The sequence below is a fragment of the Mucilaginibacter sp. OK098 genome, assembly GCF_900142915.1.
Taxonomy (GTDB): Bacteria; Bacteroidota; Bacteroidia; order Sphingobacteriales; family Sphingobacteriaceae; genus Mucilaginibacter.
On the sequence record NZ_FRCM01000003.1, the window covers coordinates 151,958 to 177,438 of the forward strand.

Sequence of the window (25,481 nt, forward strand, 5' to 3'; positions counted from 1 at the left end):
GATTAGTTGATTAGGTTGATTAAGTTTTTGCATTAAAATGATGTTTATAATATTAGTTAATCCATCTGTCGCGCCCTTGTTGGTGTTGTCACCAACAAGACTGGGTTTGCAAAATGTTTACATTTTCCGATAAGCCGCCGGCATTTTCGACCGCACAAAAATCATCTGTTGTTGGTGACAACACCAACAACGGCGTAAATTGATGCATAATGCAAGGGCGTATGCAATACGCCCCTACGGTTATATTTTTACGGTTTCACCGTACTAAAATGATAAACCCCTGATCCTATATTAACTGCCACATAACCATCTGCTGCATCGCCGGTTTTTATGCCGAACGAGTTTGCAATTGCTTTGCCGCTTTCTGTAATCGTGCTGCTATTGTTCCCAGGGATATAGATAGTAGCCGTTGTATTAGCCGGGATCTCCACATCAAGCAATAGGTTACTGCCGTCAATCTTCCAGTGCGAACTTACTTTTCCATAATTTGTTTCATAATCAGCTTCCACATTACTCAAATTACCCCCGAGGGTCGGTTTTATAACGATCTGCTTATATCCAGGTGCATCCTCTTTGGTATCAATCCCGGCTATAACGCGGTACATCCAATCGCCAATGGCCCCATAGGCATAGTGGTTATAGGAGTTCATAGTAGGCGTTTCAAGAGTGCCATCAGGTCTGATGCCGTCCCATCTTTCCCAAATAGTTGTTGCACCCATTTTCACAGGGTATAACCATGATGGGTAGGTATCCTGGAGTAAAAGGCCGTAAGCCACATCAGCATGCCCAAACCTGCTTAGCACATGGCATAAGTATGGTGTCCCTAAAAAGCCGGTAGTTAAATGGTTGCGGTAACGTGCAATGTTATTTGCCAAACGTTGCGCTGCCTGTGGCCTTAAGTTTTCGGGCAGCATATCAAATTCAAGCGCCAGCACATAGGCTGTTTGTGTATCAGACGAGATCAACCCGTTTGGCGTTACGTACTCATTGAAAAAAGCCTTCTTAATTTTAGCCAGCAGATCAGTATAATAAGCCTCATCATCCTTTTTGCCTAAAACCTTTGCTGTATTGATCATCAATTGTGTTGAATGCGCATAAAAACATTGCGCTATCAGGTATTTGCTGGTAATGGCCGAACTGCCATCGGTATCGTCATTTACGCTGTAAAAAAGCCAGTCGCCGAAATGAAAGCCTGTGTTCCAAAGGTCGTTTTTACTTTTATCCTGCATGAATTTTACCCAGGCCTTCATGCTGCTGTACTGGTTTTCCAGGATCTGCTTATCGCCATAAGCTAAATACATATTCCACGGAATAATGGTTGATACATCTGACCAGCCAGTGCTGCCGCCGGCTTCGTTTTTATTATTGCCCAACACATCGGGTATAACAAACGGAACACTGCCGCTTGGGTACTGGTCGGCCGCAACATCCTTAAGCCATTTGGTAAAAAAGTTGTGCACATTCATGTTGTAAGTTGCCGTGCGCGAAAATACCTGCGCATCGCCTGTCCAGCCTAAACGCTCATCGCGTTGCGGGCAATCAGTAGGAACATCCAAAAAATTACCCTTTTGGCCCCATTGTATGTTGTGCTGTAATTTGTTAATCATTTCGTTCGAGCAGCTGAATGTTCCCGCCGGCTTCATGTCTGAATAAAGGGCAATGGCCGTAAAATCAGCGGCGTTCAAATCCTTTTTGTAGCCCTCAACCTTAATATATCGGAAACCCTGCCAGGTAAATTGCGGTTCAAATACCTCTTCGCCGCCGCCCTTTAAAATGTAGATATTCTGGGCCCGTGCAGCGCGCAAATTCTCGGTATAAAAATTGCCAGGTTTGTCTAAGATCTCGGCATGCGATAGCCTGATGGTGTCGCCTGCATTGCCTCTCACTTTCATTTGCACCCAGCCAACCAGGTTTTGGCCAAAGTCAATTACCTCCTCGCCTTTTGGCGTTTTAAATATTTTTACAGGCTTAAAGGTTTCATGCTTCCTAACCGGCTCGTTAACGGTGGCAACTAAAGTGTTTTTTGTATAATCGTTAACCGTTACACCCGACCAGCTTTTATCATCAAATGTGGCTGTCGACCAGTTTTTTTGCTGCATGCGATTATCAATGGTTGCGCCATTATAAATCTCGGCAAATCTTACCGGGCCGGTAGATGATTTCCACGATTCGTCGGATACTATGGTAGCCGTAGTACCATCGGTATAAGTAACATCCAGTTGAAATAGCAGGGCTATATCTTTTCCGTAATAGTTTTGCTGATGCGAAAAACCGATATGCCCGCGGTACCAGCCGCTGCCTAAGGTCGCGCCAACAGCATTTGCGCCGGGCTGAAGCAAATTAGTAACATCATAGGCCTGGTATTGCAGGCGTTTATTATAAGTCGTCCAGCCGGGGGTTAAAAACGCATCGCCCACTCGCTTGCCGTTTATCTGCGCCTCATATAACCCGTGCGAGGTAATATAAGCTGTGGCCGATTGTACCTTTTTGGTTAAATTAAACCCTTTGCGAAACAATGGGCTTGGCCTGTTTACTGAATCTTCCACAAAACCGGGAGTTATCCATTTGGCTTTCCAGTCGGCAGGTGTAAGCAGGCCCATTCGCCAGCTGGCAGACTCGCTCCATACAGAAGCTTTACCTGTGTTATCCCAAACTCTTACCTGCCATACATATTTTTGCCCGGCAACTAATGGCTCACCTTTGTAGGTGATGTACATTGATTCGTCAGACATTACCTTGCCGGTTTTCCAAACTTCGTGCTTGCCTTTGCCCTGGCTGCTTACCTTTAATTCGTAGGCGGTTTGCATTACACTGCGCTTATCGCCTGCATTTAACTGCCAGCTGAGCCGCGGGTTAATGGCATCAATGCTGATAGGATCAACCTTGTTTTCAGTTAGTAAATACTGTACCTTAACCTGTGCCAAACAAATACCTGCAAGGTGTACTGCAAAAAATAAAATCAGTAGCTTTCTCATCTTTATTAATCGGGATATATTTTAAATTGGTTAGGCAAGTTAATGAAAATGCTTTTAGTTAACTATCCTGTACTGTCTTTACCACAAGGGTTTTTCATGCAATTTTATTTAGTTTTAGCCTTTTAAGATTGCCGGAGGTTACTGCAGATGAAAAACTATTTAAAAATTATCAAAATAGACGAATACTCCATCACGCCTAAATACCTGCAGATAAGCAATTCCATTTTAAGGGGGATCGAGGATGGGAATATTGAAAAGGATGATATTCTGCCTTCAATAAACGACCTGAGTATTGCCCTTGATGTTTCACGGAACACCATTGAACGCGCCTATAAGGAATTGAAGCAATATAATGTGATCACGTCTGTAGCAGGCAAGGGTTATTTTATCTCAAACATCTCTTTTAATCAGCCGGTAAAAGTTTTGTTACTGTTTAATAAGCTGAGCAGCCATAAAAAAATAATTTATGATGCATTTGCCGAAACGCTTGGCAGCAATGCCGCTATTGATTTTTACATCTACAATAACGATTTTAATGTTTTCAAAAAGCTGCTGGCTAATAACACAGAGCATTATTCCAAGTTAATAGTTATCCCTCATTTTATAGAGACCGCTGAAAATGCCTTCGCAGTGATTAATGAATTACCGAAGGATAAACTGATCCTGATGGATAAGCTCCCCGAAGGAGTAACTGGTAATTTTGGCGCCGTGTATGAAAACTTTGAACAGGATATTTATTTTGCCCTTGAGCAACTACTGGAGCAGCTAAGCAAATACCACACATTAAAGATTATTTTCCCTGAGAACAGCTATTATTCCAAAGAGATATTGACTGGATTTTTAAACTTTTGCGGTCAGTATGCTTTTGAGTATGATATCATCCATCACCTAAAAAACGAGCTCCTGCAGCCCGGCACCGTGTATATTAATTTAATGGAAGACGACCTGGTTGAGCTGATTGAAAAGATCATTGGCGATAAATTGACCATTGGAAAAGATATCGGTGTGATCAGCTATAACGAAACACCATTAAAAAAGATCATTCTTAACGGGATTACCACCATCTCTACAGATTTTAGGCTGATGGGCGAAAAAGCAGCTGAAATGGTACTAACCAATAGTAAGGAACATGTGGCTATTCCTTTTAAGGTTACTTATAGAAACTCATTGTAATTAATTACTCCAGGTATCTGTCCGAAAAGGTTCGGCGGGTAGTCCGGCGGAATTTTGCAGATTGGTTACCGGTGCATTTGTAAATGCGTATCGTACCGCCTGTACAGGCAATGGAGTATTTGCCGGCGCTGTAATTGAAATTGTATTCCCTTGTATGGTTGCTGTTCCCTGCCTGAAAACATGATCAGTACCTGCAACAAAAAAGAATTGATTTAAAGGATTATTATTAACAGTGCTTAATCCGTTAGCTGTACCGCTGCTAAAACTTATAATTGCTGTATTTCCATTTACCGACCATGACGAATAATGCGGCCCGTAACATTCCACATTTTGGTTATAAGTGTTTTTTAAAGCCAGCAATGCCAGGCGCTCACCTACCGGTTTTTTATTACGCGGGTGATGATTGGCTTCTTCGCCAACATCCATCGTAACAGCCATGCCTGTTCCCGCAACTGAAAGAATGTTTGCCTGCCCTTCCCTGAATTTAGCCAGGTAATTCAGCGTTTTGTCGCCGCCGGGCGGGGTGGTAGTGTTGTAGTCTTCCGCAAATGGGGTTAGCTGTACAAAATAAAAAGGAAGCGCATTATCATTAAACTGGGTTCGCCAGCCTTTAATTAATGCGCTGTTAAGCTTAGTGTAATTAGCCGGATCATCACGCTGGTTATTTTCGCCCTGGTACCAGGTAAATCCTTTAATGGCAAGATTGGTTAAAGGGTTGATCATCCCGTTGTACAAAGTTGAACTGTTATGCGAATAAACCGAATTTAAAAGCGGGTCATTCACTATAGCATCTTTATTGGCCCATTCCTGGCAGTAAGCCCCATTAATTGCCGAAATGATGACACCAACGGGCACGTTAAGTGTTGTATGCAATTTACGGGCAAAAAAATAAGCTGTCGCGCTTAAATTACCCGCATTTGCCGGGGAACATACATTCCATTGCGCCGGAAAATTGAGCCTGGATGCCGGCGCGCTTTCATAATCGCTTTGTATAGTAAGCGTACGGATTAATGGATATTTTGCCGATGCTATTTCCGTTTGGTAATTAAGCACCCCGGTAAACGGAGCAATTAAACCAACGGGCATTACCATGTTTGACTGGCCCGAACATAACCATACATCGCCAATTAAAACATTGGTCAAAATTACAGCATCAGTCCCTTCGGCTTTAGCCGTTATAGTTTGCGGGTTAGTATTAGCTGCGCTTGCAGCCACGGTTACCCTCCAGTTGCCTGAATCGTCTGCAATGGCATTAAAGGTTGTTAGGTTCCAGCTTACGTTTACTGCTATTTTTTGTTTTGCTGTTGCGCTGCCCCAAATTATAAATGGCTTATCGCGCTGCACTACCATATTGCTTTGCAGCGGCGAACCCAATACAGGAGTTGCATTACTATGCTTCTGTGGATTTATATCTTTTTTGCTACAACCTGCCATTATTAGTATCAGCAGCACTAAACACAACCATCTTGTTTTCATATATCAACAGGCCGTGTGTTTAAAAGACAAGGCATTAACATTATCAATAGTTTATAGGGTACCAAAATAAAGAAATAGCGCCTATTAAAATAGCATGGCAATACATTTTCAACAAAATTCCCCTTTTTTAAGGCCCGGCAAGTACAGCAAAAAGATAAATCATTACAACATATTGCATATCGTTGAAGCCAGGGATGGCCTTCTTAAGCAAGTTGACTTTAAAGAAAAAAGTGCCTGAATCGTTGATCCAGGCACTTTTAAAAATTTGTTTGGTAGTTTTAATTGCACAGCGGAAGTTTTGTATGAGCATTGCTTATAGTCGCTACAGTAACAAAAGCAAGGCCTTTACTTAATTTTTACAACGACTTTTCCTTTAGCACGGCCGCTTTCAACATAGCTCATCGCTTCCTTGATCGATTCGAAAGGGAAAATTTTGTCTATAACTGGTATTATAGTACCGGAATTTATAAGCGAAGTGATCTCTTTTAACTGTGCTCCATCAGCCTTCATAAATAGAAATGAAAAGCCCACATTAAGCTTTTTTGCTTTTTTCCTTACACTGGAGCTTAACAGGCGCATGATTAATTTCACGAACCAGGGAGCACCGATCTCTTTCGCAAAATCCGGATCAGGCGGGCCTGAGATCGAGATGAGTTTTCCACCAGATTTTAATACGCGCAGCGATTTTTCGAGTGTCTTGCTGTCCTGACTATTCAAAACCAGGTCGTAACCGTGCAGAACTCGCTCAAAGTCCTCTTTCTTATAGTCAATTACAACATCTGCACCGAGGCTTTTCACTAAATCAATATTGGCTGCACTTGTCGTTGTAGCTACTGTAGCACCAAGGAATTTCGCCAGCTGGATGGCAAATGTGCCTACACCACCGGAGCCTGCCTGGATGAATACTTTTTGTCCTGCTTTCAGTTTCCCTTTTTCAACCAGTGCCTGCCATGCGGTCAGGCCCACCAGAGGGATGGATGCGGCTTCTTCCATGCTCAGTTTTTTCGGTTTAAGTGCAACATCGGCTTCCTTAATCGCAATGAAATCCGCAAATGTTCCAATGTGATGATCTGCAGGTCGTGCGTAAACCTCGTCTCCAATTTTAAATTGCTGCACACAAACCCCGGCCTTAGTTACAATTCCCGCAACATCATGGCCCAAAACGAATGGCGTTTTATATGGCAAAATGAGTTTGAACTCCCCGTTTCTGATTTTGGAATCCAGGAGGTTTATACCGGCAGCGTGTACTTCTACCAACACCTCATCAGCCTGTAGTTCCGGATCAGGTATTTGACCAATGCGCCCGCCATCCTTGCTTTTATATTTGTCTATGATGAATGCTTTCATTTTTTTATATATGATGAGAATAATTTCTATGATGCTATTACTTTGTAACTTTTCTTAGGATTAATCAAACCAAAAGTCATTTTCGGAAAAAGCCGATTGAGTATATACACTGTTTTGGTGTCACCTATACGGATCGTAAGCTGATCTTTCTCAAGGCCCGCAATAAACGCTTTCACCATATCTGCCGTGGTCATTTTTTTGCCGTTCATGTCAGTTGTCATTTCTGTGGCGACAAGCGGCGGTAGAAGTTCAAAAATTTTTACGCTGCTGTTCAAAATTTGCAGATGCTTCCTAAGCGATTTGGTATAAAACTGCAATGCTACTTTGGATGCCGCATAAGTGGCTTCCAGCAATGACGGAACATAACTGAGTAACGAAGTGGTGTTGATGATCGCGCTTTCTTTTCTTGATTTCAGCATATCCATAAACAGGTTGTTAAGCCGGATCACTCCCAGGTAGTTGACGTTCATTTCGTACGCCGCATCCTCAAAATGCTGACCGTTTGCTGTCCCGAGGTTGATCGGGTCTGTTAACACCCCTGCATTATTGTATAAAATATCTATACCGCCCAGTTGCTGTACCTGGTTGAAAAGTTTTTGCGCATCACCCGCATCTGATACATCACTTTTAATGGCCGTAATTGCCGGATACAGCCTCATGGCTTCATCTAATTTTTCCTGGTTTCTGCCGGTGATGATCACGCTGGCGCCATTGGCTAAAAATTGTTTTGCTGATTCCAGCCCGATACCTGATGCACCACCCGTGATCAATACCGTTTTTCCTTTTAATTGCATGGTTTTATTTCTTTTGTTAACTCTATTTTGAAGTGTTAATCGATTTCAGAATGGATTTCTCGAAAAACTTATAGGCGAAATGTTGAAGCAGGAGTACGATTGATGATCCTTTTCCGACAGGGTAACCAAACGTTGGATTTTTTTCCTTTACTGCTCGCAATAAAGTAGCGATAACCGGCGCAGGGTCGGGTGCCTTATCAAATGCCGTTTTGGTATACGCGATGACCTTTTGCCTGAACTGATCATAGTCTGCGATCGTTCCTTTCGCTATAGTTGCACTTTCGCCGATATTAGTTTTGAAACTGATCGGCTCAACCATAACCACCTTGATGTTAAATTGGTTCAATTCAAACCGAAGTGCCTTAAAATAACCTTCGAGGGCGTGTTTGGAAGCCGAATAGTAGGAAGTATTTGGAAGACTCACTAAACCCAGCAGGGAACCAAGCGTAATTATTTTTCCATGTTTTTGCCTCCTGAAGTAAGGTAGCAGTTCGTTAGTTATTTTGATCGTTCCCCAAAAGTTGGTCTCAAACTGCTGCTTGCCCAACTCAATAGGGGTTTCCTCGGCAAGTCCGTTTACTAAGTAACCTGCGTTGTTGATCAGCATATCTAAAGTTTTGATCTGGCTGAACAGCTCCTTGCCAAAAGACGCGATGGAATGGTCATCATTCAGATCCAATGGCAGCAACTTAAATGGTAATTTTGCCTGGTGTTTTTCCGGATTCCGGCTTGTGCCGATTACCTGGTAGCCATTTTCGTGGAGCTTGCTGGCCACAAGCAGCCCGATGCCCGATGAGGCACCTGTGACTAATACTGTTTTTCCTTTTAATTTCATGTTTTTTTTATTTTAGACTTTTTAGTATATTTTCATTGCGGTTTTGTGCTTTTATTTACTTAATTGGTATGATGTATTTATGCTTGGTTTTAGGTGTGTTTACAAAAAAGACTTTTTAGTATATTTTATATCAAAAAAAATCATATCGCATAGCTCTCCAATTCTGCCTTCAGGCTCCTGAGTAAACCGGCCATCGGTTTTGCTGTATTCGTCGCCCGGCACATAACAACGGCGCCTTCAACAGCGGATACCGCTTTGAATGCATAAACCGCCGGATCAAGTTTGTCAGAAAATTCACCGCCGGCAATGCCTTGATTTAAAACACTAACAAACAACTCCTGCCCCTGTCGGATAACATCCGCTATCTTTTCTTTAATGGCCGGAAAGTTATCATCAGACTCCACAGCAATATTAAATATGGGGCATCCCCCTTTAAGATAAGTATTCAAAGGATCTTTATAAAAATCGAGAAAGGCAAATACCTTAGCCTTCGCTGTTTTACCCTTGCTGATAGTTGATAACATTTTTTCGCCGTTAGTATTCAGCATATGGTCAACAACCTGCAGAGCCAGGTCTTCCTTGCCTTCAAAATGACCGTAAAGACACCCTTTAGTCAATTTTGTGGCAGCAAGTACATCGTCTATATTCGCGCCGGATATCCCTTTTTGATTAAAAATAGGGGCCGCTGTTTCCAGGATAAATTGTTTTGTTCGTTCCGCCTTCGTAAGCATCTTATTTAAATTAACAGTACAAAAATATACTAAAAAGTTTATTTAAAAATAAAAATTCAAGATTCTCATTGTTTATGACCCGAAGATGATATTTATTATAAAGTGAACGGGAAAAGATTTATCCGGCTTATATTCTTGGAAAACTCTGAAAGTAAATTGAATGCATCTGAAGAACATTCAATTGCGAACGTGGTGCGTTCGCAATTTGAATTATAGCGTGATCTCCAATGATTAGGTTGATGCTGACTGTCTTTTTATACGATGTTGTTTGGATTATTCTGAAAATGCCAAACTTTCATTTCGAACATTTCGGCAATTTTGCTTGCACGCCATTTGGCCTCTTCTGCTTTTTCTCCCGTAAAAAGTTCATCGATCGTTTCGGTAAATAAGGATACCCAACGGCTGAAATGCCGGTGTTCGACAGGAAGCGTTGCATGCGGCGGAAATGGACGTCCAGTATAGGTATGTTCGCCCAACAAGGTGGTTTGCCAAAAGGTATACATTTTTTCAAGGTGATATGGCCAGCGGTCTTCAATCCTTTTGTCGAATACTGGCCCTAACAATTCATCTTCCCTAACCTTTCCGTAAAAGGTGTTCACCAGAAGCTTTATATCCTCCAGGCTTAATATTTGTCGTTGGCTTTCCACTATGGTAAAGCTAACTCTTAAGATCAAATTCCAAGTAAACAATTTGTCATAAAGAATATATTTAATAAGGTGTAAAGCAAGGCTAACAAAAAGTCAATTTTGCCCGCAGTGCGGGCTAAAGGACCCGAACCCTCGGACCAATGATGACTGAGGTCGGTTGGGATGGTTTGATATCACCAAAATTTAAGCGATCCAAGAAGCCAGAATTTTGAGCTGTTTTTAATTCCAGATTTATCATTATAATAAATTGAATATCAATTAGTTAATCGTTAATTAGGCGACTAAATTAGTTATTAAAAATCAGTCACTGAGTCATAAACCTTGAGCACTTGTGCGATTTTTTGAGCAAAAAAAACGCTTAAACCATGTGATTTAAGCGTTTTACGAAGCCTTGTGGCTCTTTTAGCGGAATGGACGGGACTCGAACCATTTCCTTATTGCGCTAACCTACAGGTATTTATAGAATCTAAAAACTATTAGTCACCGATTAAGACACCGGATAACTTGAGGTAGGTTGAGTTGCTTTAAAGAACTTTTGACAAAACAAATTTAAAAAAAATGAACTTAACTTCCGGACTGTTTTTAAAAAAATGTTTAGTGAAAATTCATTTTTAGAAATCTCAATTCCTCTTGAAATTATGTCAATTTATGTAATTCTAAATTTATGTAAATTTGTAATTAACCACCAGGAAAGCCAACTGAAAAAAGGCGATCAAGGCCTTTAATCATAACCCACTAAACGTTGCAGAATCAGACCTTGAAATTAACTGCCAAATTAGTAAAGGAAGGCAAATCAAAATAAGGGGTATATAAAAATCAAGAATTAACCAGGTGACACCGCTGGCCTTACCCCATAGTGGCTCATGGGCTTTACGCACAAATCCGACAACAACATCTACAATTGTTTCTATTACAAGCAACCACGAAAATAAAATTCCCAGTCGCTCACGCTTTCGAAAAGCGGCAATTGCAGCCAAGGCAACTATTGCCCCTACAACATCGCCGACTACTGCTTCTTTTGCTGCAATAGCAGAGATCGGATAGCATTCCCGTTGTGCAGAGTACATAATTAATGTAATATATCTCGGAATATGAACCCAAAGCAACACTATTATTGCTTTGGGTTTGGAAAGTCTTTTAAGCAAGGGGATGAGATACCAAACAGCTATTAATATAAAAACAACGAGGCTGATCACCATTGCGCCTATTTGCGCCTTAATAAGCATTGAATTTTGATTGTTCATCTTTTTTGAATTAGAAGTAATCTATTGTGGATCATTTTACAATAAGTGTCATCGTTTGCGTGGTATGTGCGCTGAAATAACCAAGCGTTGCAGGGTTTACATTCGTTGGTGGGTTTGCAGGTGCTACAGCTCCCGCAGCGTTATTTGCTTGTTGTGATTCCAAGGTAAACCAGTAAGTATAAACCGGCCTATCGATACATTGCATTTCCACTTTAACAATATCCCCGGCGTAGATATCAATATCCTGTTCGAGCAAATCGCTGGTTACATACCTGCCGTCGGTCAGCTGGTCATCATAACTGAATACACTTTTAACCTGCACACCATTGACCCAAAGAATAAAGCGGTATTGGTTAGCTACACCGGGAGGGTCCTGGTAATAAACCGTGATGACTTTTTGATCTTTCCCGTTTTGCGGACGGTTGAGCGGCCTGTTTTCATCGCTTAATGAATCCATTTTTACCGTTGCAGGCATCGTGGAAATAGCACTATACGCCTGCCCAGCGGCCAAAACATTCAGGGTATAAGTATTCCCAGCCACTCCGGCTAGTGCACTGGTGGAATACGAACCCTGCGGGCCTTCGGTAAGCGTATAACTTTTTCCTGTCTGGCCTTTGATCGTGACCGTTGCGCCGGTTACCGGCGGGTAAGTATTTATATTACTAAAAGGCACATTGGTAGACAAGCGAACTGTTTGTGGCCCGCTGATATTTGTCAGGTTGGCTTCTATGTCCAACTGACTGGCTGCGTTATCCAGTTTAAGGTCTATGACCTTGGTGCATGAATCTAAGATCAGGGCGGCACCGAATAAAAACAGGATGGTGTTAAATAAGTACTTTTTCATTGGTCTAAAATTTAAAGTTCCAGGTAACAGATGGTATCGGTTTTGGGAAAAGGCTCGTTTCCACCGCCTCAGTTGTATTCGGCACCGTTTTGCTGTCACGGAAGGTGATGGTGTATGGGTCCCAATGCCCGTAAACGTTATAAATGCTGAATGTCCAACTGGAATGGTATCGTTTGTGTTCCTTTCCTTCCAGTGTCGCGCCTAAATCAAGCCTGTTGTTGGCGGGTTCACGATAACCGTTCCTTCCGGAATAAGAGAAAGTGGTCAAGCCGCCGGTGCTGTATTTACCGGTAGGATAACTAACTGCGTTGCCGGTGTTATAGATAAAGGTTCCGGATAATGTCCACCGCTTGTTGAGTTTGTAAATACCAACGGCAGAAAAATCGTGCGTCCGGTCCTGCGATGCCGGGAAGTAGCTATTGTTGTTAATCGCTGAAAATTTATCTTCGGTGCGGGATAGCGTATAGCTGATCCACCCATTGAAGCGGCCGTATTTTTTCTTCAAATAAAGCTCTAATCCGTAAGCCCGCCCTGAACCGTAAGTTAATTGAGATTCCACATCCTGGTTGGCGATCAGGTTGGCCCCGCCCTTATAATCGATCTGGTTTTGCAGCCATTTATAGTAAATCTCTGCGGAGAACTCAAACAGGTTATCGTGGAAATTTTTGAACCACCCGGTAGAAATTTGGTCGACAATTTCGGGCTTAATATTGTTGCTGCTCAAAACATACAAGTCTGTCGGCGTGCTGCTCGTCGAATTATTCAGCAGGTGTATATTTTGTGTATTCCGGTTATAGGATGCCTTTATAGAATTTTCGTCATTCAACTGGTAACTGGCCGAAAAGCGCGGTTCAAGATTAACATAGTTTTTCACTAATTGACCCGAACTGTAAGTTTGAGAACTTACGGTGTTGCCGGATGCAGCATAGGTACTGAATGTGCCAGGCCCTAACAAGGCTACGCCGCTTAACCTAAGGCCGTAAAGGACAGTCAGCTTTTCCGATGCTTTCCATTCATCGCTCACATACAAGGCATTTTCAAACCCGTAGCGTTCCTCTACACTTTTATTATTCACGCTGGATGTTTCCGATGAACTGATATTCCCCGGCGCAATAGTATGGTGAAGTATGTTTAAGCCGAATTTAAGCGTGTGCGTATTAGACAGGGAATATTGCAGGTCTTCCTTGAAATTCAGGTCTGTTATTTTTGATGTGGCCGCGAAGTCATCATTGGTCAGAAAGCTTTGTACCTGGTAATGATAATTGCTGTAGATCAAAGAGGTGTTGGAGAACAGCCGGTTATTGAAAATATGATTAAAGCGGATTGTACCGGTGGCATTACCCCAATTCGTCCCGAATGTATTCTTTAAGCCAATGTCATCATGTCCAAAGTAGCCTGAAATGAACAGGGCATTTCTATCATCGAAATGATAGTTGCCTTTCGCGTTAATATCATAGAAGTAGAGTGAACTGCCTTTTACCACAGAGTCTTTAGCGGCCTTGGTAAAAAGGTCGATATAGGTTCTTCGGGCGCTGACTAAAAATGATCCTTTGCCGGAATCTATCGGCCCCTCAACTTTTATACGTGAAGCAATCAGGCCCAGACCGCCTTCCACCGTAAAATCTTTTTTATTCCCGTCCAGCATTTTGATATCCAAAACAGAGGACAACCTGCCGCCATATTCAGCTGGCATCCCGCCCTTGTAAATGCTGACATCCTTTATCGCATCCGAATTAAAGGTGGAAAAGAATCCCAACAAGTGAGAGGCATTGTAAACCGTTGCTTCGTCCAGCAAGATCAGGTTTTGATCTGAAGCACCGCCCCGAACGAAGAAACCCGTGTTACCTTCCCCTGCTGCTTTTATTCCGGGTAGCAGCGAGATCGTTTTCAAAACGTCTTTTTCTCCTAAAAGCACGGGAACGCTGTTGATCTGGGACATGGTCAGCTTTTCAACACCCATTTGCGGTGACGCAATTTGATCGTTGTTTGGGCGGTTCCCACCGATGAGCACCTCTTCTAACTGGTTCTTTGCCGAAAGAGAAATATTGACGGTCAACGGTTTATTCAATGAAACCTGCTGTAATATGCTTTCATAACCGGTATAGCTGACCACTAAAGTGTATTCACCCGGCGCGGCACTAACGGAATAAAAACCATAGGCATTGGTAGCAGTGCCGGTTTGTGGAATTTCTTTTATGATAACCGATGCCCCGATAAGCGTTTCACCGGTAGCTGCATCTTTAACCGTACCGCTAACGGTAACCCGGTTTTGCGCTGAGGATGAAAAGGAAAGCAGCAGCAAAAAAATGACCGCCACGCTTTTAAAAGCGACTTTAGCTATATGCGAAACATTCACGTAAGCCGGTAGCGGTGTGCTGTTATCTGAAAGACTATAGTAAAAAAATAACAGCAGGACTGTTGCCGGTAAAAGGATACCGATGATCGCGTCGCCCACTTTATCCAGCCTATTCATACCCGAAATATCATAGTGAAATGATCCCGTTATGAGCAAGCGTACAAGCCCGGATAACAGCGTAACAAAAATGAGCGATGCAGCCGCTCGCAGCAGCCAAAGCAATAAGCTTTCGGCTCGTGATTGATGATGGTTGTTCATGATAGTTAGCTTTTGATGATGGCGGTGGCCGGATTTTTTTGCAACCGCTGATAAGTGATATAAGAGACCGTAAGAATAGCTATCGGTACCAGCAGCAAGTAATAGAACACGCCCTCCACGACAAAATGCGACCATAATGCTCCGATGAAATCAATGTAAAAGCCGGCATAGGCCCATTCCTTAAGCCGCTTAAACTTTGGTGTTGCCAGCGAAACAGCACCCAATATTTTAGCGACACCTATGATATCGAGCAGGTAAAGCGGATAATGCAAGCCAAGTGTGCGTTTTACAAAAAAGGCGGAGTGCAAAAGGTAACGTGTACCGGTAATTAGGAACAGGCCGGCAAAAAAAAGGGTACTTACCCAATAAACGATTTTTAATGCTTTCATGATTTTTCTTTTATTAGCAATGATTATTTAGCTGCCTTTAACTCATCATACATATAACCTACAAAGCGATCCGCGCTGGTTCCCAAACCGGCAGGCAGCGGGGTAATTCCGCCCGGTACCTCGACATCATAAGAAGCGGTCAATTTTGCGGCAAGCACTTCGGGCCTGGTTTTTCCTTCACCGATCATTGTTTGAACTTTGGCCTGGATGTCGAGGATCATGGAGCGGTATAATACCAGGTCCTTTTTTTGAATCACGGTGCCATGTCCGGGCAGTAATTTGGTATTAGGCCCGGCAATTTTCAGCAGCGTATCAACCGCTGAAACTATTCCCTTGAAAGTGCCGCCATGTGTAGGGTCAGTGAAAGGATAACCATAGTTTCTGTAGAAGTCACCGATCATGATGACATCTTCGTGCTCAAATTTGATCATCGAATCGCCATTGGTATGAGAGGTTACTACCGGGATCAGGTCAATCACTTCGCCGTTAAGGTATATTTTCACTGTTCCTTTACTGCCGTAGGTGACGGTAGGTAACCTTGCCGGGTCTTTATCGGAAGCTGCGCTCCCAATTACGGCGGCTACAGCTGGCGGGAAGGGTTTTATCAAATCTTCCCTCACTTCCTCCCTGGAAAAAAGCAACGCTCCTAATTTGGCAAAATTGGGGTTGCCTCCGGTGTGATCGGGATGCTCATGTGTATCGACCAGGAAGCGGATAGGCGCATCGCTGATCTTCCTGATGGCAGCCATGACCTTGTCAGAAAGCGGCGCGTAAGAAGCGTCTACCATAAATATTCCTTCCGGGCCGACGAAAACGCCAATCCTGCCGCCGGCACCCTCCGGATGTCCGGGATCAACGCCTTTAGAACCGGTTAGCGCATAAAAATGCGGAGTGATCTGCGTGGTAATGATTTCTATCTTGCCAAAAGGGATTGCCGGAATTTTTGAGGCAGCAGGAAGCTGGGCATGAACTGAATATCCCAAAGAAAGGGTCAATAAGGCTGCAAGGCCAAACCGGGTGAGATTTTTAATTTTTTTCATGGTCTTTTATTTTTAACTGATGTTTCAGAAGCAAAACTTCAAAAGATGTAGGATAAAAATTACAAAATGCGACAAGCCCCCTGATTTGTCTGATGTGGGGCGGATTTTCTGCGAACTTTGCCATTTAGTGAAACTTTAGGTTCCAGCTGACTGACGGTACCGGCTTAGGCAAAATCTTATTTTCTACCACACCAGCACCAGAAATACCGGAGTTCCAATACCCATTTAAATTATAAATTCCTAATGACCAGCTGTTTCTGAAATCCTGATGGGGCTGACCCTGAATGGTCGCGTTGAAATCAAAACGGACATTATTTCCAACTTGATAACTGTTAAAGGTGTAGCCGGACGGGCCATAGACCAGGTTACCATTGCTTTGGATCAGGTTGCCTGAAAAGGTAAACCGGTCCGTAAACCGGTAAGTGCCGACCAATGAAAAATCGTGTATGCGGTCCTGAACCGTGGGGAACCAATTAAAGTCGTTACTGGTATCAAACGGATTTTCCGTTCTGGATGTCGTATAGCCGATCCAGCCGGAAAACCGGCCCACTGGCTTTTCAGCTATTAAATCCGGGACACTGATATCGGCAGGTTGTGTTAAGATAAACCTTGAACCCGCGCGGTGAATTGTATACTTTTTACCAGTTTTAGAAAATGGATAAACATTGTTAGTGGCAACTGTCTTCTGATTTTTCTGGTGGTGAAGATTTGAATTAGCCCATGATTCCTGATTGAGCGCGTCCGGCTTTAGCCGGGGTGTGTCCGCTCTAAGAACAGCTGTATCCTTTTTAGTTAGTTCCTTTCCCGGTTTAGCTTGCGCCAAACATGGGTTAAATACCGGGCAAAATAAAACAACCGCAATAGCGCATTGCAGAATCAAGATGTTCCTGTTTTTCATAGCATAATTTTTAGGAGTGGATGAACCGGAAACACTGGCTTGGAATTAGCCTTATTCCATTACAAACCTTGGAAAGTTTAGAACACCAAATCATTAAATGCGACATGCCCCCTTATTTTTCAGATGTAGGGCTGATTTTCTGCGAAAAAGGGTGTAATAAATTCCGATATTTTTACTCAAAATAACGGTGTCGGCCATATGGAAAAGGATGAAGACAGCAACTTATCCGTCTTTCATCCGACAAATCGACCCGTTTATCTCAATTTTTGAATTTTACTTTTATAAGCAAGTACTTTTGACCCTGTTATGCAAACCATAAAAAAAGTTAACCGCTATAGCGAGGCTATCCCTGTCCTGGTATGGACCTTCATATTTGTTGTGCCTTTCGTGCTCCGTATGGCTTTATTTAAAAATGACCCCAGAAACGGCTCCTTATTGAACATATTTTTCTCATTTTTAACCATCATCGCTATTTTCTATATTCATACATATGCCATTTACCCGTTCCTTAAAAAACGGTATGGCAAATGGACCTATGCCGGCTTAGTATTAGCGTTATTCATATTCTTCCTAATTGCGATGGGCTATTTTATGCACGACCTCACCGGGGTTGCGCAGGCTCATGGCGTACCCAATACACCAGGGAAATTTAATCCGGCACGGATAGTTTTGATCTTCCCATTTGCTCTGGTGATATTTTGCAGCTATGCTTACCGCCTTTATATTGAAAAGATCAGGCAAAATGAACTGATCAAAGAAATGGAAACCAATCACCTGAAAACGGAACTGGATTTCCTACGGTCACAGGTAAGCCCGCATTTTATGTTTAACCTGATGAATACCCTGGTTTCCATGGCCCGGAAGAAGTCGGAACTAATGGAACCGTCATTAATTAGTCTCTCCCAACTGATGCGTTATATGTTATACGATAGCAACGGTGACAAATTAAGCCTGCCCAATGAAATTGAATACCTTAAAAACTACATCAACTTACAGCTTTTAAGGTTTGGCGACAGTGTACGGTTCAACCTGTTTATATCCGGTGATCCGGAAAATTATAAAATTGAACCGATGTTATTGATCCCCTTTGTAGAGAACGCTTTTAAACACGGCACCAGCGTTGATGACCCGATGATAGAAGTGGCAATCATCGTGGATAATGAAGCGAGTTCGCTGAATTTAATGATCTCCAATAATGTCGGCGGTGAAGTGAAAAACAAAGATGAAGGTTCCGGCATCGGACTGGTCAATGTCAAGCGAAGGCTGGAGCTTTTATATCCGGCTAATCATTCTATTGTTATTGATGAAAATGCAGCGTTATACACGGTAAATTTGGAACTTAATCTTTAGGCTATGAATTGCATCATTGTTGACGACGAACTTCCTGCAAGGGAATTACTTGAAGATAATATCAAGCAAATTCCGTTTCTAAATCTCATCGGGAAAGCGAAAAATGCCAGCGAAGCACTCGCTTTACTTAACAGTCTGGATGTTGATCTCATGTTTTTGGACATTCAGATGCCCAAGATTACAGGTATGCAGTTCCTTGCTTCGCTAAGAAAGCCGCCGCTGGTGATTATGGTGACCGCCTTTGAACAGCATGCCCTGGAAGGGTTCGAACTGGAAGTCATTGATTACCTCGTCAAGCCGGTTCCGTTTCCCCGCTTTGCAAAGGCTGTACAGAAAGCTTCGGAACTTCATAAAATGAAAAAGCTTACCGCCCAGTCGGTAGTTGGGTCGCTTGAACATGTTTTTGTGAGCGCAAATTATTCACTGGTCAAAGTGATGCTGGATGATATCACGTTCATTGAAGGCCTGAAAGACTACGTTAAAATACATTTGGCATCCGGAAAAGAAATTGTGACAAGGCTAAGCCTAAAAGCTGTTGAAGACAAGCTCAACCCTGCAAAATTCATGCGCATCCATAAGTCCTATATTATTGCCCTGGATAAAATAGACACTATTCAAAAAACTCAGTTGATGATAGGTCAAAAAGAATTACCAATAGGTGATGGCTATCGGCAGATGGTATTTGCCTACCTCAATGACAAGAATTTTTAATACCCAAAGGGTCAAATAGCTTATCCGTTCCTGATCGGTTCACGGTGCCTGAGCCCCCATTCCAGCAACTCCAATAATAATTTATCCAGTGACCTCGCGTGTTGCGTTATGGTATAATTTACCGTTGGTGGAAAGGTGTCAAGAACCGTTCTTGTCACCAGTTTATTGACCTCCAGGTCTTTTAATTCTTTAGAAAGCATCCAGTCGGTGATACCGGGGACATTCCTTGATATTTCCTTAAACCGTTTGGCACCAAAGCTCAGTGATACGATGATAGGCAGCTTCCAGTGACCGCTCAGCATTTCAAGTGAATCCCTTATGGGCAGGATGATCTTGGCACAGTCCACCGACCCTTCAGATGGTTCCTTACCCGCTTTACGAGCTGCTAAACCTGCCCCTTCATACCTTTGTATCGTTGTCGCTTATATCATAAAGCGCAAATTAAATGATCAAATACAATGGAAAAAAGAAAATTAGGTAATACGGGCCTTGAAGTTTCTGCTTTAGGGCTTGGCTGTATGAACATGAGTTTCGGTTACGGCAATATCGTCGACAGGCAAGATATGATAAGCTTGATGCATCAGGCGGTACACAGCGGGATCAACTTTTTCGATACCGCAGAAATGTATGGCCCTTACACCAACGAAGAATTGGTAGGTGACGCATTATATTCTATGAGAGACAAGGTAGTCATTGCTACGAAATTCGGATTTGAATTTGACGCGCAGGATCCTAAAAAAATGTCGCTTAACAGCAAACCTGAGCATATTCGCAAAGTTTGTGAAGATATGTTGAAACGTCTGAGAACCGACCGGATCGACTTGCTGTATCAGCACCGGCCAGACCCGGCTGTACCAGTAGAAGAGGTAGCGGGTACCGTCAAAGACTTGATTAAAGAAGGAAAAGTTTTGCATTTTGGCTTGTCAGCTTCCGATCCTGATAGCATCCGTAAGGCACATGCTATACAACCGGTAGCGGCTTTGCAAAGTCAATATTCTCTTTGGAACCGAGAGCCAGAAACATCCGTGTTCCCTGTCCTGAAAGAACTCGGTATAGGCTTTGTCGCCTACGGTCCGTTAGGTCACGGTTACCTAACTGGTGCGATCGATAGTAACACCACTTTTAACGCAAACGATGTAAGGAATAGATTTCCGCAATTTACAAAGGAGAACAGGGAAGCCAGTGCCCAACTAATCAATGTTTTTACTGCTTTTGCGGATAGAAAACAGATAACTCCGGCACAGCTTGCGCTGGCTTGGGTGTTGCATCAAAATCCCGGTTTTGTGCCGATCCCCGGTACTACCAAAGTAAATAGGTTAAAGGAGAATATTGCCGCGGCCGACATCCAGCTTTCTGCTGAAGAAGTAGCGGAACTTGACAGGATCAAAGGCTAAAGAAAAGAGCGGCCCGGAAGGACTGCTCTTTTTTTATAACAAAAGATCGCTTGTGATAGGCTGTCAGGAATAGGAGAATCTTTTAGGATTCAGGCCGTAATGTTTTTCAAACAGCCGGCTAAAGTGGCTGAGGTTTGAGAAGCCCATTTCGTAGCCCACCTCGGCAACAGAGCGCTTTCCTTTCTTTAACAAAAAGGCAGCCTCCTCCATTCTCGACTGCTGAAAATAGGTATAGATCGTCATTCCGAAAGTTTGCTTGAAAAGCTGCTTAAGTTTGGTTTCGCTCATAGCAGCGATATAGGCCAGTTCACGTAAGACAGGAGGATGGCTTAGATCACGGATAATTTCGTTACGGATATATAGCAATCTGGCGGCGTCTGCGCTGTTAATGGTCTGTTGGTCGCTATTTTCACGAAGGGATAATTTATAGAATACCTGGTAAAGCAACTCCTGCACTTTGATCTGCATATAAAAGTTGCTTAAGGTGTCCTTCAGGTCGACAGCGATCAGGTTCTTCAGTAAAAGTTTCGTTTCTACCGACATGTTCTCAAAGTAAAGAAAGGAGCTTCCGTTGGCGCTGATCGTTTGTAACGTTGAATTAGGCTGATCAAATGCTATCAGTTCCGTGAGCCGCCGGGGCTTAATGGCCACAACCATATAATGAACACGTTCATTGGCCGGAAACCGGATAGTTGAGGCAAGATCATTTGACGTCACCTGTATCGCTGAATCATCCTGTTCGGAAAATGTGATTTGCGGCGTATTGTTATAGGCGATCCCGAGTGATTGCTCATTGGTGTAAAAGAAAACGGTGATCAGGTCATTGCCAAGCCCGGATGGGTTGCGTTTAATGATCAGGTCTTCTTTGAGCGTATAATGGTGTATTGTGATTCTGAAATCGGGGCCGAACATCAGTTTACGGATATAGCCATGACCCAGCTTTTCGGGGATTTCTAAAACACCATCGTGCACGGTCGCCTGAATATGCCGCGCAAAGCTGGTCATAAAATCAAAGTCGGGTGTCGCTGAAAAATTGAATGTCATAACGGTAGATGTTAAATGATCAAGTCAGATAATAGCAATGATCCTGCGATTGCCGTTTTAAGCCTGCTCGTATTTTTCCTTAAATTCATTCGCAAATTGTTCTGTTTTTATCCGGCCGGATACTTTCTGGCCAGATTCAAAAAAGTGCCGGGTGATGATGCCTGTACGGACACCCTGACCCATTTCTACCACTAAGCCGATCAGTTCTGCAGGCAAACCGGCAGATGTTAACCCTTGCTGCAATATATCGTCCGGTACCTGAGACCAGCCCAATTCAGGCTTGCCAATGGCCTGGCCCAGGATCGAGGCAATCTTATTCCCGGTTGAAATGTCGCTGATCACGTACTTAACCTCATGGCCGTTTCCTTTAATTTGCAGTTCCTGAGCAATGGCCCTAGAAAGGTCATCCGGGTGTGTCAGCAGCAGCCTGTCATCGCCTTTGTAATTATTGCCAAAAGTATTTCTGGCTTTTATCAGCGGTATATCGCGGAAAAAGTTAGAATAAAAAAAGCCTGAGCGCAACACGGTAAGATTGACTTGAGTGAGCGTTTTAAACGACTCTTCGATATGATGAACTCCCCGAATCGGTCCGGTTCCTTCAGCGGCGTCTGCCCCCACGCTGCTCAGCATGACCACTCGTTTAACGTTCGCAGTTTGGATCGCCTTAACATAAGCCTTTCCTGCATTGGCAATATTTTCGATCATATTCGTTGTGCCCATAGTCGGGGGGACCATTGTAAAAACAGCGTCTGATCCTTCGAATGTCTTTGTTAAAAAATCGGCGTCGCTGATTGATCCGACCGCGGCTGTTGCGCCCAAGGCTTCTATTGGTGCAGTTCGTTCGGATTTCGAAGTGATCACAGTCACGTTATGTCCGGCAGTGATCAGTTTTTTTACTACTAAGTTGGCCACATTTCCCAGCGAGCCGGTTGTTACTATTTTCATGATTTCTGTTTTAATATAAGTCAAAGTTAAATTGATACATACTTTTATACAAGTACCTACCTAAAAGTGTGTATTTGATTTTAAGAATTTGATTTTACCACACCCTTAAAGCAAAGAAGTAGCTAAGGGCCATTGCGATCATTGATAAATACATCTTGGTTAAGAGCCTACGTGGCTTCGCATTGGCCCCTTGGTGGATCAGGTGGTGTTCCGATATTTCTTCCCCGTAATTTGAGAAGGTAAATGCTTCCCGCATGATTACGAGTACACAAATGACCATTATCACATGGGAGAATATAAACATCGTTTCCATAGCTAGTATTTTTAGTGTGTATAAAACTGTTCTTCCCCTACCTGTTAGCTATAAGCGTACCGTTATTTCAAGTGATTGAAAATCAATTACATGGATATACAGTAACGGTATTTCGTTATTTATTTTCGTGAATAATCGAAAATGGCGTTATACTAACGAATCGTATGGCCTGGCAGAAACCGTGTTATTCGGTATGAGGGATACCCACGTTCTTTTCGTCATCAAATCATTGCTTATCTTTATCTGAGAAATATCACGATTGTGGAAACAAGACAGCGCAAAATAGCCAATATCAAAAATAAAACGGTTCATAGCCGATTGCTTGCTATTGTATGCTTTTTGCTGTTTGCTCTTCCATGTCAGGCCAACAGTATCCCTATAGATTCGACCCAGCTATTAAAGAAGGAGCTCCTTCGCAAGCAACCCGATTCTCTAAGGGTTAAGTCCATGATCCACTTAAGTAATTACCTTATCAATAAACCGGATGCCACTAATAAGCAATTGGACAGTGCAAAGTCGCTGATGAATACAGGTATAGTGCTGGCAAAAAAGATCCGTTCGTTAAGTTTGGAGTTAAAATGTCGTCAGACTTTACTGACAAACAAACTGATCTTCAGTAAAGACACTACCGGCGCTGCGCAAGGCTATAATGCTTTGATCGAAACATTTCACCAAGCAAATGATCTCGAAGGCGAAGCCGATTGTTGGAAAGATCATGGAATGATCCTAAGGGAGTTGACGAAAGATTTTCGCGGGGCTGTAAGCTGCAATGTAAAGGCGGAATTGCTGTACCAAAAGCTCAGTAATAATTACGGGGTTGCAAATGCAAGGAAAGCAATCAGCATTATACTCACCAAGGAAGGCAGGCTTACAGAAGCTGCCGACGAATTGTCGAAGGCTTATCGTTATTTTAAAGAAGCTGGAAGGGGCTTTGAAAAGATTTCTTGCGAAATCGAACTGGCCAGTCTCTACTGGAAAATGGGAAATACCCAGCAGGCATTATATTTTAATTCTGAAGCATTAAAGTCGGCGAAAATGATCAACGATGACCGCTTGATCGCCGTTGCTACTAATTCACTGGGCCGGCAGTTCTATAACCTTGAAATGTACGCAGAGGCATTGCCCTATTTAGAGGGGTCACTGGCTTCAACAAGGAAAACCAAATCACAATCCGACTATTCTATTGCTCTACTGTGTGTAATTGATGATCGGGTGAAGCTGAAAAGCACCGCCGGACTGCTGCAATATCTGATCAAAGCTGACCGGGCAATGCCCTCGGTAAAGGATATTGACAGAATAAATATCTATTGTTCTTACGGACTGGTGTACAGTAACATTGGACTACCGGATAAAGCTGAAATTTGGTTTTTAAAAATGATGAGCACTTTCGATACGCTGGAAAAGAAGAAAACATTCGGAAATAATGCTCACCTGTTCCTTCAAACGTATAACAAAACTATTGGAGACTTTTATATTGGAGCCCACAGATTTGAAAAAGCAAGGCCTTACTTTGAAAAGGTTCTGGCGCTACCGAAAAAATTCATCTCACCTGCTTCAGAAAGTGATGTACACCTGGCTTTATACCGGATCGATTCGGCATCGGGTAACTATATTTCCGGTATAAGGCATTTACAGAAATATCATAGGCTTCATGAGTCATTGTTCAACGCGAGTTCCGCAAATCAGATCGCCGGCCTAAAGGCAAGATATGCGGAAGATCAGCGCTCAAAGGATCTGGTAATCCTGAAGAGTCAGCAAAGGGCACAGTCTGTTCTGGTACAAAATACAAAACTTGAAAGGAACATTACACTCGGCGGCATTGCAGCAATACTGATACTTGCCTGTCTGGCGTATTGGGCTTATCGAAAGAAACAAAAAATCAACAGGCACCTGGAGTTTCAGAAGGAAAAAATAGACCATCAAAACGTTTCCCTGAAAAGCCTTTTAGAAGATAAAGACCTGTTGTTGGCTGAGAAGGAAATATTACTAACCGAGAAAGATTGGCTATTAAAAGAAGTGCATCATCGGGTCAAAAATAATCTGCAGGTTATAACAGGTTTACTCAATTTCCAAACTTCTTCAACAAGCAAGGCAGAAGTATTGGATGCCATAAAGATCAGCCGAAACCGTATCCAGGCGATTTCACTGATTCACCTGAAACTTTCTAACGGAAACAATCTGGCTAGCCTGAATATGCAATCTTACGTTTCCGAATTGATCAGCCATTTACGTGACGTGTTCGATCTTCCTGCCCAGTTTATTATATTTAATAAGAACATAGAACCCATTGACATAGATTTGAAGCAGGCCGTTCCGATTGGTCTGATCCTGAATGAAGCAATAACAAATAGCATCAAATACGCGTTCGATAAAAAAGGTGGCGCAATTTCGCTTGGCTTAAAACTGATCGATGAACAAACATTACTCCTGGAAATTGCTGATAATGGAAAAGGGATCCCTGATGACCTTGATCCGTTTAAAACAGAATCATTAGGTTTTAAGATCATGCGCGGACTGAGCGCACAGCTGAAAGGAAATTTCCAGTTAGAAAGTAACCCCGGAACCAGGATTGCCATTCGCTTCCCGTTGAGAATAGCGAAGAAGTTTAAGAATTTCAACATTGATCGCGTCAACTCCAATTGATTGGGTTCCCCGACGGCATCATCATCATTTTTCATAGTCTCTGAGTCTGATCTATCCAGAATTTAAATTGCCGT

Annotated in this window: 21 protein-coding genes; 5 read left to right on the top strand and 16 right to left on the bottom strand. The window is 42.8% G+C overall.

Annotated features, from left to right (window positions below; all coding sequences use genetic code 11):
- Positions 1-248: 248 nt before the first annotated feature.
- Complete coding sequence (locus tag BUE31_RS11025; RefSeq protein WP_073403403.1) at positions 249-2,975, bottom strand: glycoside hydrolase family 78 protein; 2,727 nt, start codon at positions 2,973-2,975, stop codon at positions 249-251.
- Between the two features lie 147 nt (positions 2,976-3,122).
- On the opposite strand from BUE31_RS11025, the gene BUE31_RS11030 reads away from it, so the two are divergent.
- A complete protein-coding gene (locus tag BUE31_RS11030) occupies positions 3,123-4,148 on the top strand; it encodes a GntR family transcriptional regulator (RefSeq protein ID WP_083619691.1) in 1,026 nt (341 codons plus the stop codon).
- On the opposite strand, the gene BUE31_RS11035 is transcribed toward BUE31_RS11030, so the two are convergent.
- The 12 genes from BUE31_RS11035 to BUE31_RS11095 all read right to left on the bottom strand — a co-directional run bounded on the left by BUE31_RS11035 (position 4,149) and on the right by BUE31_RS11095 (position 17,007).
- A complete protein-coding gene (locus BUE31_RS11035; protein WP_083619694.1) occupies positions 4,149-5,624 on the bottom strand; it encodes a sialate O-acetylesterase in 1,476 nt (491 codons plus the stop codon).
- Positions 5,625-5,969: 345 nt separating this feature from the next.
- Positions 5,970-6,971, bottom strand: coding sequence for an NADP-dependent oxidoreductase (locus tag BUE31_RS11045; protein ID WP_073403406.1), 1,002 nt, complete (start codon positions 6,969-6,971; stop codon positions 5,970-5,972).
- Positions 6,972-6,997: 26 nt separating this feature from the next.
- Positions 6,998-7,765, bottom strand: coding sequence for an SDR family oxidoreductase (locus BUE31_RS11050; protein WP_073403407.1), 768 nt, complete (start codon positions 7,763-7,765; stop codon positions 6,998-7,000).
- Positions 7,766-7,787: 22 nt separating this feature from the next.
- Positions 7,788-8,600 carry an SDR family NAD(P)-dependent oxidoreductase gene (locus BUE31_RS11055; RefSeq protein ID WP_073403408.1) on the bottom strand — a complete coding sequence of 271 codons (813 nt, stop codon included), beginning with the start codon at positions 8,598-8,600 and terminating at the stop codon, positions 7,788-7,790.
- 140 nt (positions 8,601-8,740) lie between these two features.
- On the bottom strand, positions 8,741-9,331 hold the full coding sequence (locus tag BUE31_RS11060) for a TetR/AcrR family transcriptional regulator (protein WP_073403409.1): 591 nt from the start codon (positions 9,329-9,331) through the stop codon (positions 8,741-8,743).
- Positions 9,332-9,585: 254 nt separating this feature from the next.
- Positions 9,586-9,978 (bottom strand): group III truncated hemoglobin, encoded by a 393-nt coding sequence (locus BUE31_RS11065; RefSeq protein WP_073403410.1) that lies wholly within the window; start codon positions 9,976-9,978, stop codon positions 9,586-9,588.
- Between the two features lie 725 nt (positions 9,979-10,703).
- Complete coding sequence (locus tag BUE31_RS11070) at positions 10,704-11,222, bottom strand: hypothetical protein (RefSeq protein ID WP_073403411.1); 519 nt, start codon at positions 11,220-11,222, stop codon at positions 10,704-10,706.
- 31 nt (positions 11,223-11,253) lie between these two features.
- Positions 11,254-12,066 carry a DUF4249 domain-containing protein gene (locus BUE31_RS11075; protein ID WP_073403412.1) on the bottom strand — a complete coding sequence of 271 codons (813 nt, stop codon included), beginning with the start codon at positions 12,064-12,066 and terminating at the stop codon, positions 11,254-11,256.
- A gap of 4 nt (positions 12,067-12,070) precedes the next feature.
- On the bottom strand, positions 12,071-14,680 hold the full coding sequence (locus tag BUE31_RS11080; protein ID WP_234997791.1) for a TonB-dependent receptor: 2,610 nt from the start codon (positions 14,678-14,680) through the stop codon (positions 12,071-12,073).
- 5 nt (positions 14,681-14,685) lie between these two features.
- Positions 14,686-15,069 (bottom strand): DoxX family protein, encoded by a 384-nt coding sequence (locus BUE31_RS11085; RefSeq protein ID WP_073403413.1) that lies wholly within the window; start codon positions 15,067-15,069, stop codon positions 14,686-14,688.
- A 23-nt stretch (positions 15,070-15,092) separates the two neighbouring features.
- Positions 15,093-16,109, bottom strand: a complete 1,017-nt coding sequence (locus BUE31_RS11090) for an MBL fold metallo-hydrolase (RefSeq protein ID WP_073403415.1) — start codon at positions 16,107-16,109, stop codon at positions 15,093-15,095.
- Between the two features lie 124 nt (positions 16,110-16,233).
- Positions 16,234-17,007, bottom strand: a complete 774-nt coding sequence (locus BUE31_RS11095; protein WP_073403417.1) for a hypothetical protein — start codon at positions 17,005-17,007, stop codon at positions 16,234-16,236.
- A gap of 306 nt (positions 17,008-17,313) precedes the next feature.
- Here BUE31_RS11095 and BUE31_RS11100 point away from each other — a divergent pair, with 306 nt between their 5' ends.
- The gene (locus BUE31_RS11100) at positions 17,314-18,357 is read left to right on the top strand and encodes a sensor histidine kinase (protein WP_073403419.1); all 1,044 of its coding nucleotides are present in this window, start codon (positions 17,314-17,316) and stop codon (positions 18,355-18,357) included.
- A gap of 3 nt (positions 18,358-18,360) precedes the next feature.
- Entirely contained in the window at positions 18,361-19,068 is a 708-nt protein-coding gene (locus BUE31_RS11105) for a LytR/AlgR family response regulator transcription factor (RefSeq protein ID WP_073403421.1), read from the top strand.
- 20 nt (positions 19,069-19,088) lie between these two features.
- On the opposite strand, the gene BUE31_RS11110 is transcribed toward BUE31_RS11105, so the two are convergent.
- Positions 19,089-19,415, bottom strand: coding sequence for a winged helix-turn-helix transcriptional regulator (locus tag BUE31_RS11110; protein ID WP_073403423.1), 327 nt, complete (start codon positions 19,413-19,415; stop codon positions 19,089-19,091).
- Positions 19,416-19,526: 111 nt separating this feature from the next.
- Between BUE31_RS11110 and BUE31_RS11115 the strand changes: the two genes are divergently transcribed.
- Complete coding sequence (locus BUE31_RS11115; RefSeq protein ID WP_073403425.1) at positions 19,527-20,462, top strand: aldo/keto reductase; 936 nt, start codon at positions 19,527-19,529, stop codon at positions 20,460-20,462.
- A 63-nt stretch (positions 20,463-20,525) separates the two neighbouring features.
- Here the strand turns inward: BUE31_RS11115 and BUE31_RS11120 are convergent, their stop codons facing one another.
- Both BUE31_RS11120 and BUE31_RS11125 read right to left on the bottom strand, forming a co-directional pair.
- Positions 20,526-21,506: a helix-turn-helix domain-containing protein gene (locus BUE31_RS11120; protein ID WP_073403427.1), complete on the bottom strand. Its 981-nt coding sequence runs from the start codon at positions 21,504-21,506 to the stop codon at positions 20,526-20,528.
- Between the two features lie 57 nt (positions 21,507-21,563).
- The gene (locus BUE31_RS11125) at positions 21,564-22,451 is read right to left on the bottom strand and encodes an NAD(P)H-binding protein (RefSeq protein ID WP_073403429.1); all 888 of its coding nucleotides are present in this window, start codon (positions 22,449-22,451) and stop codon (positions 21,564-21,566) included.
- Positions 22,452-23,025: 574 nt separating this feature from the next.
- Here BUE31_RS11125 and BUE31_RS11135 point away from each other — a divergent pair.
- On the top strand, positions 23,026-25,407 hold the full coding sequence (locus tag BUE31_RS11135; protein ID WP_143167092.1) for a tetratricopeptide repeat-containing sensor histidine kinase: 2,382 nt from the start codon (positions 23,026-23,028) through the stop codon (positions 25,405-25,407).
- The last annotated feature ends 74 nt before the right edge of the window (positions 25,408-25,481 follow it).